This is a genomic window from Streptomyces sp. ISL-100, assembly GCF_018614615.1.
Taxonomy (GTDB): Bacteria; Actinomycetota; Actinomycetes; order Streptomycetales; family Streptomycetaceae; genus Streptomyces.
On record NZ_JAGGOK010000002.1, the window covers coordinates 169825 to 182237 of the forward strand.

Genomic DNA, 12413 nt, shown 5'->3' on the forward strand with positions numbered 1-12413 from the left:
TGAGTTTGTGCCGCACCTAAACAAACTACGGACGGCCGTTCCGGGGGGCCCGGGCGCAAACAGCGCCGAAACCTCCCTGTCCCGCCTCCGTACCGCCCTGACCGTGTTCTTCGCCCTCGACGGCTTCCTCTTCGCCGGCTGGGTGGTCCGTATCCCCGCGATCAAGGAACAGACCGGAGCCTCCGCGAGCGACCTCGGCCTCGCCCTGCTGGGGGTGTCCGGGGGCGCGGTGATCACGATGATGCTCACCGGGCGGCTGTGCCGGCGCTTCGGCAGCCACCCGGTGACGGTGGCCTGCGGGGTGCTGCTGTCGCTGAGCATCGCACTGCCCGCACAGACGCACTCGACGCTCGCGCTCGGCCTCGTACTGCTGGTGTTCGGCGCTTCGTACGGCGGGATCAACGTCGCGATGAACAGTGCCGCGGTCGACCTGGTCGGGGCCATGCGGCGCCCGGTGATGCCCAGCTTCCACGCCGCTTTCAGCCTCGGCGGCATGGCGGGGGCCGGCCTCGGCGGTCTGGTGGCGGCGCAACTTCCCGCCACCACTCACCTGCTGGCCCTGACCGCCATCGGGCTCGTCGTCACCGCCGTGGCCGGTCCCGCGCTGCTGCGCCACCCTGCGCCCGCCACGAAGTATTCCCGAGAACGTCCCCAGGAGCGTTCCCAGGAACGGTCCAAAGAGCGTTCCCGGGAACGGTCGCAGCAGGCACCGGGGAACGGTCCGCGGCCGCTCTCGGGAACGGCCCGCAAGGCCGTCGCCCTCTTCGGCGTGATCGCGCTGTGCACGGCGTACGGCGAAGGGGCGCTCGCCGAATGGGGCACCCTCCATCTCCAAGAGGACCTCCATGCCCACCCCGGCATCGCGGCGGCCGGGTACTCCCTCTTCGCGCTGGCCATGGCGGTGGGCAGGCTCAGCGGCACCACACTGCTCGAACGGCTCGGCCAGACCCGCACTCTCGTCGCGGGCGGGTCCGTCGCGGCCGTGGGCATGCTGCTCGGCGCGCTCGCACCGGCGACCTGGCTCGTGCTTGCCGGCTTCGCCGTGACCGGGCTCGGCCTCGCGAACGTCTTCCCCGTAGCGGTCGCCCGAGCAGGGGCACTCGCCGGGCCCAGCGGTGTCGCGGCGGCATCCACGCTCGGTTACGGCGGCATGCTCGTCGGCCCGCCCGTCATCGGGTTCCTCGCCGACTGGTTCTCCCTGCCCGTCGCGCTGACGACGGTGGCGATGCTGGCCGCTGTCGCCGCGCTTCTGGGGTACTCGGCGCGGAACGCGTCGTCGGGAGGGCCCACCTGAGTAGGCGTACTCAGGCGCGGCCGGCCACGCGGCGGCACCCTGGAGGGACCACACCGGACGGAGAGATCACATGACTGCTCGACGGCTGCGCGCCATCGCTCGCCTGACGTTCCGTAACCCCGCCTCCCTGGTCTACCTCGGCCTGGTCGCGGCGACCGCGGTGTTCGTCACGGCCGACACCCTCTTCGTGACCCACGAGGACGCCTCGTTCGCCGGGGTGTGGCTGTTCCTCCTCAGTGCACCGACGATCTTCGCCTTCTTCATAGGCGGCGACCTGTTCGGCGTGGCCATGGCCGAGTCGGCCTGGTTCCTGTACGTCGCCCTGCCGCTCTCCGTACTCATCCAGTCGTTCGCGCTCGGCTGGTTCGTCCGGCTGCTCCGCGACGCCTCGCCCCGCCACGCCCACCCGCAGGGCGCCTGAGCCCGGGTCGTCCGCCCGCGCGCATCGCCCCGGCCAATGGCGGGATCATGGCCTTGGACCCACGTCCGGAGGTGTGATGCGTACGAGCGAGGAGATCTACCACCAGGTCCTGTGGGACCCGCGGTTCGACCCGGCCCGGTTCGTACTGGGGATCAGCCGGCGCGGGGCCGCACCGGAGCGGATGGCTCTGCCCTCCTTCGTACCTGGCGGTGACATCCCGTGGCACCGGGTGGTGTTCGTAGAAGCGGACGGCGAGGTGGTCTGGGACCGGACAACCGGCGTGGACCGGATGAACGCTTCACAGGCCGGCCGGGCCCGGTATCCGCGTCGCCTGCTGGGGCCGTTCTTCACGGCCAGAACGCCGTACGCGTGGGACCCGGCGGCAGCCGCATGGCGGCCCCCGGACCGCGACCGCGCCGACGACCGCGCACAGGCAGCAGCGCGGGCCGAGCGGCTGCGCGTACTCACCTGGAACACCCTCTGGGACCGGTACGACAGCCACCGCATCGACACCGCCCGGCGCAGGCCGCTGCTGCTGGCCGCCCTGGAACACGCCGACGCCGATGTCATCGCGCTGCAAGAGGTCGAGACCGAACTGCTCGCCATGCTGCTGCGGTCCCGCTGGGTCCGCGACGGCTACACCGTGTCCACCGGCCCCGTCGGCGAGGACGTGGACGGAAGCGGACTGCTGGTGCTCAGCCGACTGCCCGTACACGAGGCGGCGTGGCACGAGCTCGGCCCGCACAAGGCCGTCGCGGCCGTCACCGTCGAGACGGCCGCCGGGCCGCTGGTGCTGATGACCACCCACCTGTCCAGCGACCACTCCGCCAACGGCCCGGCCCGGCGGGAGGCCGAACTGGCCCGGCTCGCCGAGGGACTGACCGCGATCGGCGGCGATGTGATCCTGCTGGGCGACCTCAACGAGCAGGGTGACGGACCGGCCGGTGTACTGGGCCTGAGCGACGCCTGGACCGAGGTGCACGGCCCCGGTGACGCGGCGCCCACCTTCGACCCGCGCGTCAACCCCCTGGCCGCGGTCTCCTCAGTCTCCGGCCGGGCGGCCCGGCTGGACCGGGTACTCCTGCGGGAGGGGGGAACCCTGCGGCCCGCCCGGGCGGTCCTGCGGGGCGTGTCGCCGAGCGAGGAGGGTCAGTTCGTGTCGGACCACTACGGCGTGGAGGTGGACTTGACCGTACGCGCCGACCCCGATCTCCCGGGTGTCTTCGACGTTGCGCCGACGCCCCGCACAGCGGTGGCATGGATGCCCTCGCCGGAGCTCTGGCCGCCCATCCAGGACATCCGCCAGGAACACGACCCGCAGATCCGCCGCTGGCCACCCCATGTGAACCTGCTCTTCGGTTTCGTGCCGGAGTCCGACTTCGAGCAGGCCGCACCGCTGCTCTCCGCCGCAGCGGCCGAGACCTCCCCTTTCACCGCCCGCCTCGCAGGAGTGCGCGCCTTCACACACCGGGATTACTCCACCGTCTGGCTCGACCCGGCGGCGGCCGGCCCGGCGCCCTGGGCGGAGTTGCAGCGCGCGCTGGAGGAGCGGTTCCCCCGTTGCCGGGGCCGAGCCCGCCGCTTCACTCCGCATCTGTCCCTCGGACGCACCCGGGAGCCACGCCGGCTCACGACCGAGTGTGCTGCCCGGCTGGGCAGCATGTCCGCGCACGTCGGCGAGCTCGTCCTGCTCTCGCGCCGGGGCAGTGAGCCAATGCGGCCACGGGCCACGATCGCCCTGGGAACGGCCGAGGTCCGGTGGCTGTCCGAATCCCACACGGTGGAACTGGCGGCAGAGGCCGCCGGCCCGCGGACAGCGGAGCAGGTCGCGCAGCGCGTCTGTGAGGCACTGGCCGAAGGAATCGTGTACGTCACCGGATCCCGGCGCATGGGCTGTGCCCTGGCCGGCGCGGACCTGAACCTGGTGGCGGCGTTGCCCGGCACCGCCGACATGCGGGACATCCAGGCGCGGGTGGCCGCGGCGCTGCCCGGCGGCACCCGGGTACGGCAGGTGCCGGGTGCGGGAGTGCAAGGCCTGCGGCTGCGCGTCGACGGCCTGGACGCCGGTCCGAATGTCGGCCCGGACGCCGGCCTGAGCCCAGGCCTGGACGCCGGCCTGAGCCGAGGCCTGGACGCCGGCCTGGTGGTCGTCGCCACCGGAAGCCTCGCCCCCGCCGAGGCAGTGGCCCGCCGCACCGAGCTCGGTGACGCGGCCGCGATCGCCCTGAGCGCCGTCAGCGACGCCGAAGCGGTACTCGCCGCGACCCACGACAACCTCGGCGCATTCGCCCGGCTGGCCAGGGAGGTGAAGGCCTGGGCCCGGGCACGCGGCCTGGACTCGGCCCCCTTCGGCGGGCTGCCGGGCCTGGCCTGGACCGTACTGGCGGCGCGGACGGCCCGGGAAGCGGGGGAGCTTCCCGCCGCCGACCTGCTCCGGCGTTTCTTCTCCACGTGGGCCGCCTGGGACTGGCGCGAACCGGTGAGTCTCACTCCCGGCACCACCCCACCCGCGCCACCTGGGCAACCCGTGTCGATCACGACACCAACCGCGCCCGTCCGGCCGTGCACCGAACAGGTCGGCACCGAGGGACGAGACCTGCTGGCCCAGGAGCTCTACCAGGCTTGGGACACCCTGGAGTCAGCGGCCCGGACCGGCAGCGACGCCCGGCCCGAACTCCTCTCGCCACCGCCTCTCCACCGGCGTCACGCTGCCTGGGCGGTTGTGACCGTACAAACAGCGAATGGGGGCGAAGCCTCCGGGGACTCCGGGGACTCCGAGGACTTCGAGGTCGCCCTGGGACGCTTCCTGACCCGCCTCGGGGCACTGCTCACCACTCTCGGACAGGCCGGCTCGCCGGACGCTCACGCCTGGCCCCGTCCATTCGAGACCACACCGGGCTCGGCCCGCTACGCGATCGGCCTGGGCCACACCCCACCGGACGCCGCCCAACTCGCCGACCTGGCCGCCGGATGGCTCAAGGGCCTGCCGGGGGTCGAGATCGAATGGGCGGAAGGCGGCGCCGTACCGACGCTCTCATGACTTCGGATCGGCGATTATGGAGGAAACGCTTCCTCAATGACCTGCCGTTCAGGCCCAAATACAGGGGCGCTTGCACAGGCCCGGCTGACACAATCCTCCGCATGGAGACTGCCGAATACATCGAAACACTCGACCAGCAAGGCCAATTGCTGGCCGCAGCCGCCGAACAGGCGGGCACCGATGCCCCCGTGCCCACCTGCCCCGGCTGGCAGGTGCGGGATCTGCTGCGGCACATGGGCGTGGTCCACCGGTGGGCAACGACGTATGTCATAGCGGGCCATAAGGAGCGCCGGCCCCTCGGGAGCGAGCCCGACCTGGACAGCGACGCGCTGCTCCACTGGTTCCGGGAGGGCCACAGCCAGCTGGTGGCGGCACTGAACACCGCCCCCAAGGACCTGGAGTGCCTCGCCTTCCTGCCCGCGCCCTCGCCGCTCGCCTTCTGGGCGCGGCGTCAGGCGCACGAGACGGCGGTCCACCGCGTGGACGCGGACTCGGCGCTGGGCGCCGGAGTTTCGCCGGTCGGTTCCGAGTTCGCGGCGGACGGCGTCGACGAGCTGCTGCGCGGCTTCCATGCCCGTGACCGCAGCCGGGTGCGCACCGAGGGGCCGCGCGTTCTGCGCGTACGAGCGACGGACTCGGGCGACGTATGGACGATGCGCCTCTCCGACGACCCGCCGCGCACGGAGCGGAACGACGAGGGGCCTGCCGACTGCGAGGTGAGCGGCCCCGCCGAGCAGCTCTACCTTGCCCTCTGGAACCGGCTGCCGCTCTCCTCGCTCACCATGTCCGGTGACGACGCGCTCGTGCGCCTGTGGCAGGAGAAGTCAGGCATCTGACCCTGCCCGCCACTAACCGGTCCGGTCCGCCAGCATGCGCGCGAGCACCGCACGCTGGAGGGGCCGGACCTCGGCATGGCGCGCCCGGCCGGCGTCGGTGAGCGCCACCCGCACTCCCCTGCGGTCCTCGCTGCACATCCCGCGGTGGACCAGGCCGTCCCTCTCCAGCCGGCCGACCAGCCGGGACAGGGCGCTCTGGCTCAAGTGGACGCGGTCCGCCAGTTCCTGGACGCGGTACGCCGAGCCGCCGTCCTCGGCCGCCCCTTCGGCCAGCACATCCAGCACCTCGAAGTCGCTGGCGCCCAGACCGTGCTGATGCAGTGCGCGGTCCAGCTCGCAGAGTGTGCTGGCATGCAGCGCGAGGATCTCGCGCCACTCCTCCACAAGCACTCGCTCGGACTTCTTCGCCGCCATGGGCGCACGTTAGCAGAGTTCACCTCATTGTTGCATCGGAATTAAATGCACTTGCATTCAATGCATGTGCATGTACTGTGCTGCGCATGACCTCTCCGCTCAACGTCCCTCATTCCCAGGAGCGTTGGAGCCCGCGCCTGTGGGGCACCCTGCTCGTGCTCTGCGCCGCGATGTTCCTCGATGCCCTCGACGTGTCGATGGTCGGCGTCGCCCTGCCGTCCATCGCCGCCGATCTCGACCTGACCACTTCGACGCTGCAATGGATCGTCAGCGGCTACATCCTCGGTTACGGCGGCCTGCTGCTGCTCGGCGGCCGCGCGGCCGACCTGCTCGGCCGGCGCCGCGTCTTCCTCATCGCGCTGGGCGTCTTCGCCCTCGCCTCACTGCTCGGCGGGCTCGTCGACTCGGGGCCCCTGCTGATCGCCAGCCGCTTCATCAAGGGCCTGAGCGCCGCGTTCACCGCCCCTGCCGGGCTCTCCATCATCACCACGACGTTCAAGGAGGGCCCCCAGCGCAACCGTGCGCTCTCCATCTACACCACCTGCGCCGCCACCGGCTTCTCCATGGGCCTGGTCCTGTCCGGTCTGCTCACCGAGCTGAGCTGGCGCTGGACGATGCTGCTGCCCGCCCCCATCGCGCTGATGGCCCTCATCGCGGGCATCAGGATGATTCCGCACAGCGACCGCGACAACTCCAGCGGCGGCTACGACCTGCCGGGCGCCATCACCGGCACGGCCTCCATGCTGCTGCTCGTCTTCACCGTGGTGGAAGCACCCGAAGTCGGCTGGACCTCCGCCCGCACCCTGCTCTCGTTCCTCGCGGCGGCCGTACTGCTCACCGCCTTCGTCATGATCGAGCGGCGCACCGCCAGCCCGCTGATCAGGCTCGGCGTACTGCGCTCCGGCAACCAGATCAGGGCGCAGCTGGGCGCCGCCACCTTCTTCGGAAGTTACGTCGGATTCCAGTTCCTCGTGGTCCAGTACATGCAGTCGCTGCTCGGGTGGTCGGCCTTGCAGACCGCGCTCGCCTTCCTGCCCGCCGGTGTGCTGGTCGCCCTCTCCTCCACCAAGATCGGCAATGTGGTGGACCGGTTCGGTACGCCACGGGTCATCGCGGCGGGCCTCACCTTCCTCGTGATCGGTTACGCCCTCTTCCTGCGCATCAGCCTCGTTCCGCAGTATGCCGCCGTGATCCTGCCGTCGATGCTGCTGATCGGTGCGGCCTGCGCGCTGGTCTTCCCCTCGCTCAACATCCAGGCCACGACCGGAGTGGCCGACAACGAGCAGGGGATGGTGTCCGGCCTCCTCAACACCTCGGTCCAGGTGGGCGGGGCGATCTTCCTGGCCGTGGTGACAGCCGTGATCACGGCGGGCGGCGGCGAAGGCGGCTCACCGCAGGCGGTGCTGGACAGCTTCCGGCCCGGCCTGGTCGTGGTGACGGCGGTCGCGACCGTGGGGCTGCTCATCACGCTGACCGGACTGCGCAAGCCTCGCGGCCCCCAGCAGACCGTCGTACTGGCGAAGTCCGTGCCCGGGGCGGCTGAAGCCGCGCCGGAGCGGGTCGGCGCACGGGACTGACCGGCGGGCGGGGAGGGGCGCCAACCGCCGCGCGGGGCCTTTTCCCCACCCCGCCCCTTCCCGCTGTGACACTTCGCGGCTCCGCCGCGTGGGGCGCTGCCCCAGGCCCCACTGGAGGGGCTGGAGGGTGGGATTCAGCCCAGCCAGCCGGGGCGTACCAGACCCGACTCGTAGGCGAGTACGACCAGTTGGGCCCGGTCGCGGGCGCCCAGCTTCACCATGGTGCGGCTGACGTGCGTCTTCGCGGTGAGCGGGCTGACGACCAGTCGGCGGGCGATCTCCTCGTTGGACAGGCCGATGCCGACCAGGGCCATCACCTCCCGCTCCCGGTCGGTGAGCTCCCCCAGCGCCTCGTCCCTGGCCGGCTCCTTGGAGCGGGCCGCGAACTCCGCGATCAGCCTGCGTGTCACGCCGGGCGACAGCAGCGCGTCCCCGTCCACCACGGCCCGTACCGCCCGCAGCAGCTCTTCGGGCTCGGTGTCCTTGACGAGGAATCCCGAGGCTCCGTTGCGGATCGCCTCGAAGACGTACTCGTCGAGCTCGAAGGTGGTCAGCATGATCACCTTTACGCCGTTCAATGCCGCGTCGCCGGTGATCCGACGGGTGGCGGCGAGACCGTCGAGCAGGGGCATACGGATGTCCATCAGTACGACGTCGGGGCGCACTTCACGCACCCGGCGCACCGCTTCCTCGCCGTCGGACGCCTCCCCCGCGACCTCGATGTCGGGCTGCGCGTCCAGCAGGGCGCGAAAGCCGGCCCGTACGAGCGACTGGTCGTCGGCGAGCAGTACGCGGATCACGACTTCTCCTTCTGCGAGTCGGGCGAGTTCCGTGCGGCGCGGTACGGAAGTGTGGCCTCCACGCGGAAGCCGCCGTCCGGGCGCGGGCCGGCCTCGATCGTGCCACCGAGGGCGGCGGCGCGCTCGCGCATTCCCACCAGGCCGTTGCCGCTGCCGCCCGCGTCGCCGCCGGTGGCCGGGCCGTCGTCGTCGATCCGCAGGTCGAGCCGGTCAGGCGCATACCCGAGCCGGACCCGGGCCGTGCGCGAGCCGGAGTGTCTGACCACGTTGGTCAGGGCCTCCTGGATGATGCGGAACGCGGCGAGGTCGGCGCCGGGCGGCAGGCCGGACCGTACCCCCTCCGTCACGACCTCCACGGTGAGGCCGGCTCCCGAAGCCTGCTCCACCAGCTCGGTGAGCCGGTCGAGTCCGGGCGCCGGGGAGCGCGGTGCGTCCCCCGGGGCGCGGAGCGTGTCGAGGACCTGCCGCACCTCACCGAGGGCCTCTTTGCTGGCGGCCTTGATGGTGGCCAGGGCGCTGCGGGCCTGTTCGGGATCGGTGTCGAGGAGAGCGAGGCCCACGCCCGCCTGGACGTTGATGACCGAGATGCTGTGAGCGAGTACGTCGTGGAGCTCGCGGGCGATGCGCAGCCGTTCTTCGTCGGCCCGCCGCTTCTCGGCGGCCTGGCGTTCGCCTCGCTCGCGCGCCCACTGCTCCCTGCGTACGCGTACGAGCTCGGAGGCGGCGACGATGGCCGCCACCCAGGCAGCGACCACCAGCTCCTGCCCCCAGGGGGCGGGAGCGTCCCCGCCGGGCGGCAGCCATCTGTAAAGCCAGTGCGAGATCAGGACATGGGCTGCCCAGAGCATCCCGAGGGCCGCCCAGGCGGCCCGCCGGTGACCGGCGACGATGGCGGCGAAGCAGCCCATGGCGGCGGGGATGAAGACCGGTCCGTACGGATATCCCGCACCCAGGTAGACCATCGCCGCCGCCGACGTACCGAACGCCACGAACACGGGGTACCGGTGACGCAGCAGGAGAAGCGCCGCTCCCGCGAACAGCAGGAGCCGGGCGAAGACGTCGAGTTGTTCCCGGTCGGGCTGTTCCCCGGCCGCGAACCCGGACCCCATCTGCACGAACGCGGTCACGACCAGCGTCGAGACCCACGGCAGCCGCTCGCCCGTCTGCCGGGTCATCCAGGACTGCCACGGCGGCGGCCCGCCCCGTTGCCAGGGGGGACCGCCGCACCACCGTTCATGCCGCGGTTTCATAGCGGCCACGCTAGACGGGGCACGGCGGGCGGGGCGTCAGCCGGGCGGCGTGATCGCGCGTACTCCCTGCGCAGTACCTGGGTTGTCGGGAGCGGCCGACGCGGGAGCCTCGCGCAGGCGGGAGCGGGCAGGCGGCCGGCGCAGTCAGGATCCGTCGCCGCTGCCGGGCGCGGCGAAGGGGACCCCTCCCGGGGCCTGAGCGCCGATCAGGCCCACGGCATGGGCCAGGTTCTCGGCGGCGTACTCGAAGAACGTGTCGCGGTCCTCGATGATCCGGTTGAACTGGCCGAAGATCTCGAAGGAGATCAGGCCGAAGAGCTGCGACCAGGCGGCGACCAGGGCGGCGACAACCGGCGGGGGGAGATCAGGGGCCACGTCCGCGGTGATCCGCCGGGCTTCGGGGCGCAGGGCGGCGGCGAGGGGCGGAACGGCGAGGCCGTTGTCCTGGTGGGCGGCGCGTACGACGGAGATGAGGCTCTGGCCGACGCGGGAGGCGGGGCCGACGGTTGTCATGGGTGCGGTGTAGCCGGGGACCGGCGAGCCGTAGATCAGGGCGTACTCGTGGGGGTGCGCGAGCGCCCAACTGCGTACGGCCCGGCAGACGGCGGTCCAGCGGGCGGGGTGGGGGGCGTGGTCGGGCTGCCGGGCGAGGGCGGTCTCGGCGGCGGCGCCCACGGCGTCGTACGCGTCGACGATCAGGGCGGTCAGGAGCTCGTCGCGGCTGGGGAAGTAGCGGTAGAGCGCGGAGGAGACCATGCCGAGCTCGCGGGCGACGGCGCGCAGGGAGAGCTTCGCGGCGCCTTCGGCGGCAAGCTGTCTGCGGGCCTCTTCCTTGATGGCCGCTGTCACTTCGATCCGTGCTCGTTCTCTGGCTCCGCGCATGGTGCTCATGGAAGAGCATTTTGCCACGGCGGAGAGCACCGACCAATAACGAGAGCACTGCTCTTGCTTTGGATCACCGACACCGCGCACACTGCTCTTAAGCGAGAGCAGTGCTCTCTCAACTGGTGGAGGCCGTCATGTCGCAGTCGCAGAGCCGTACTACCTCAAGGGCAGTCCCATGGCCATCCGGCTGAACAACGTCGTGGGGTGGCTCGCCCGCCACGGTTTCAGCCTGCTCGGCTCGGCCGAACTGTCCGTACGCGGCCGCAAGAGCGGCCAGCTACAGCGCATCCCCGTGAACCCGCACACCCACGACGGCGCCCAGTACCTCGTCTCCGCGCGCGGCCACTCCCAATGGGTCCGCAACATGCGCGCCGCCGGCCAGGGCGAGCTCAAAGTCGGCCGCAAGGTCCGCGGTTTCACCGCCGTCGAGATCCCCGACGCCGAGAAGCTGCTGGTGCTCCGCACCTACCTGGAGCGCTGGGGCTGGGAGGTCAACCAGTACTTCAAGGGCGTGACCGCCAAGTCCTCCGACGAGGAACTCCTGGCGGCCGCCCCCGACCACCCCGTCTTCCGTATCACCGTCAAGTCATGAGAGCGGAGCGCCGGAACAAGAGCGCCGGGCGGGAGCCTCCGGTCTACGGCCGGTCCAGCGCAGTCAGCGCCCGCTGGACGAGCGGGCGCGTACGCACCATCTCCGCCAGCGTCGTCGAGCCGCGCGTGATCCCGGCGAACATCGTCCAGGCCGGCCGGAATCCGGTTATGGCCGCGTGCAGCAGCCCCGGCCGCCTCTCGAACAGCGCGAGCATCCGCCGTCCGACACCCATCTCCACGCCGAGCCCCGCCTTGATCGCGAAGGCGTAGTTCAGCGCCTGGCGGCGGGCGTCGACGGCGTCCTGCGCCTCCGCGATCCGCACCGACCACTCCCCCGCGAGCCGCCCGGACCGCAGCGCGAAGGAGATCCCCTCGCGGGTCCACGGCTCCAGCAGTCCCGCCGCGTCCCCGCACACCAGCACCCGGCCGCGCGACAGCGGCGAGTCGTCGCTGCGGCACCGCGTCAGGTGCCCCGAGGAGACCGCCGGCTCGAAGCCGGCCAGCCCCAGCCGCGCGATGAAGTCCTCCAGGTACCGCTTGGTGGCCGCTCCGTCGCCGCGCGCCGAGATCACGCCGACCGTCAGCGTCTCGCCCTTGGGGAACACCCAGCCGTAACTGCCCGGGATCGGCCCCCAGTCGATGAGCACCCGACCCGCCCAGTCCTCGGCGACCGTGGCCGGCACCGGAATCTCGGCCTCGAGCCCGAGATCCACCTGGTCGAGCTTCACCCCGACATGCGCCCCGATCCGGCTCGCGCTGCCGTCCGCGCCGACCACCGCGCGCGCCAGCACCGTCTCGCCACCCGCCAGGACAACAGCCACCGTGCGCCGGTCCGGCACGGCCGCGCCGTGCTGCTCGACCCGCGCCACCGTCGCTCCGGTACGGACCACGGCGCCCGCCTTCTCGGCCTCCTGGACCAGCGCGGCGTCGAACTCGGGCCGGTTGATGAGCCCGAAGAGCATCTGCTTCGAACGGCGTGTCCGCGTCAGCTTCCCGCCCAGCGAGAACGTCACGGCGTGCACACGGTCCCTGAACGGCAGCTCGAAGCCGGGCGGCAGCGCGTCGCGCGAAGGCCCGATGATGCCGCCGCCACAGGTCTTGTAACGGGGCAGCTCCGCCTTCTCCAGGAGGAGTACGCGCCGTCCCGCGACCGCGGCCGCGTATGCCGCCGACGACCCGGCCGGACCCGCACCGACCACGACCACGTCCCACACCGGCTCTTCGTGCTCACGTCCGGCGTCTGCGTTCTCGCTGCTCACGATGTGCTTCTGCTCCTGATCGGCCCGGTGATCCGTACTGCTGACG

General features: G+C 71.8%; 11 protein-coding genes. 6 read left to right on the forward strand and 5 right to left on the reverse strand.

Features of this window, described 5'->3' with window-relative positions:
• Window positions 1-7: 7 nt before the first annotated feature.
• From J7E89_RS00870 to J7E89_RS00885, 4 genes are all read left to right on the forward strand, one after another.
• Window positions 8-1294 carry an MFS transporter gene (locus J7E89_RS00870; protein WP_214966993.1) on the forward strand — a complete coding sequence of 429 codons (1287 nt, stop codon included), beginning with the start codon at window positions 8-10 and terminating at the stop codon, window positions 1292-1294.
• A 70-nt stretch (window positions 1295-1364) separates the two neighbouring features.
• Window positions 1365-1715, forward strand: coding sequence for an SCO4225 family membrane protein (locus tag J7E89_RS00875; RefSeq protein ID WP_214966995.1), 351 nt, complete (start codon window positions 1365-1367; stop codon window positions 1713-1715).
• A 76-nt stretch (window positions 1716-1791) separates the two neighbouring features.
• Window positions 1792-4755, forward strand: coding sequence for a poly(A) polymerase (locus tag J7E89_RS00880; protein WP_214966997.1), 2964 nt, complete (start codon window positions 1792-1794; stop codon window positions 4753-4755).
• Window positions 4756-4856: 101 nt separating this feature from the next.
• Window positions 4857-5591, forward strand: coding sequence for a maleylpyruvate isomerase family mycothiol-dependent enzyme (locus J7E89_RS00885; protein WP_214966999.1), 735 nt, complete (start codon window positions 4857-4859; stop codon window positions 5589-5591).
• A gap of 12 nt (window positions 5592-5603) precedes the next feature.
• Here J7E89_RS00885 and J7E89_RS00890 read toward each other — a convergent pair whose 3' ends face one another.
• Window positions 5604-6005, reverse strand: coding sequence for a MarR family winged helix-turn-helix transcriptional regulator (locus J7E89_RS00890; RefSeq protein WP_214967001.1), 402 nt, complete (start codon window positions 6003-6005; stop codon window positions 5604-5606).
• Between the two features lie 86 nt (window positions 6006-6091).
• On the opposite strand from J7E89_RS00890, the gene J7E89_RS00895 reads away from it, so the two are divergent.
• Complete coding sequence (locus tag J7E89_RS00895; protein ID WP_214967003.1) at window positions 6092-7582, forward strand: MFS transporter; 1491 nt, start codon at window positions 6092-6094, stop codon at window positions 7580-7582.
• A 134-nt stretch (window positions 7583-7716) separates the two neighbouring features.
• Here the strand turns inward: J7E89_RS00895 and J7E89_RS00900 are convergent, their stop codons facing one another.
• The 3 genes from J7E89_RS00900 to J7E89_RS00910 form a co-directional block, all read right to left on the reverse strand.
• A complete protein-coding gene (locus tag J7E89_RS00900) occupies window positions 7717-8382 on the reverse strand; it encodes a response regulator transcription factor (protein ID WP_214967004.1) in 666 nt (221 codons plus the stop codon).
• Window positions 8379-9557, reverse strand: coding sequence for a sensor histidine kinase (locus J7E89_RS00905; protein ID WP_251059893.1), 1179 nt, complete (start codon window positions 9555-9557; stop codon window positions 8379-8381). The genes J7E89_RS00900 and J7E89_RS00905 overlap by 4 nt, the downstream gene beginning before the upstream one ends.
• Before the next feature lie 219 nt (window positions 9558-9776).
• A complete protein-coding gene (locus tag J7E89_RS00910; protein ID WP_214967008.1) occupies window positions 9777-10523 on the reverse strand; it encodes a TetR/AcrR family transcriptional regulator in 747 nt (248 codons plus the stop codon).
• A 169-nt stretch (window positions 10524-10692) separates the two neighbouring features.
• On the opposite strand from J7E89_RS00910, the gene J7E89_RS00915 reads away from it, so the two are divergent.
• The gene (locus J7E89_RS00915; protein WP_214967010.1) at window positions 10693-11109 is read left to right on the forward strand and encodes a nitroreductase family deazaflavin-dependent oxidoreductase; all 417 of its coding nucleotides are present in this window, start codon (window positions 10693-10695) and stop codon (window positions 11107-11109) included.
• A 43-nt stretch (window positions 11110-11152) separates the two neighbouring features.
• Here the strand turns inward: J7E89_RS00915 and J7E89_RS00920 are convergent, their stop codons facing one another.
• Window positions 11153-12367: a geranylgeranyl reductase family protein gene (locus tag J7E89_RS00920; RefSeq protein WP_214967012.1), complete on the reverse strand. Its 1215-nt coding sequence runs from the start codon at window positions 12365-12367 to the stop codon at window positions 11153-11155.
• Between the last annotated feature and the right edge of the window lie 46 nt (window positions 12368-12413).

What these genes read in the sequence shown, in the direction of transcription:
- J7E89_RS00875 (WP_214966995.1), top strand. Translation starts at nt 1,365, where the DNA reads ATGACTGCTCGACGGCTGCGCGCCATCGCTCGCCTGACGTTCCGTAAC.
- J7E89_RS00880 (WP_214966997.1), top strand. Translation starts at nt 1,792, where the DNA reads ATGCGTACGAGCGAGGAGATCTACCACCAGGTCCTGTGGGACCCGCGG.
- J7E89_RS00885 (WP_214966999.1), top strand. Translation starts at nt 4,857, where the DNA reads ATGGAGACTGCCGAATACATCGAAACACTCGACCAGCAAGGCCAATTG.
- J7E89_RS00890 (WP_214967001.1), bottom strand. Translation starts at nt 6,005, where the DNA reads ATGGCGGCGAAGAAGTCCGAGCGAGTGCTTGTGGAGGAGTGGCGCGAG.
- J7E89_RS00895 (WP_214967003.1), top strand. Translation starts at nt 6,092, where the DNA reads ATGACCTCTCCGCTCAACGTCCCTCATTCCCAGGAGCGTTGGAGCCCG.
- J7E89_RS00905 (WP_251059893.1), bottom strand. Translation starts at nt 9,557, where the DNA reads ATGACCCGGCAGACGGGCGAGCGGCTGCCGTGGGTCTCGACGCTGGTC.
- J7E89_RS00910 (WP_214967008.1), bottom strand. Translation starts at nt 10,523, where the DNA reads ATGAGCACCATGCGCGGAGCCAGAGAACGAGCACGGATCGAAGTGACA.
- J7E89_RS00915 (WP_214967010.1), top strand. Translation starts at nt 10,693, where the DNA reads ATGGCCATCCGGCTGAACAACGTCGTGGGGTGGCTCGCCCGCCACGGT.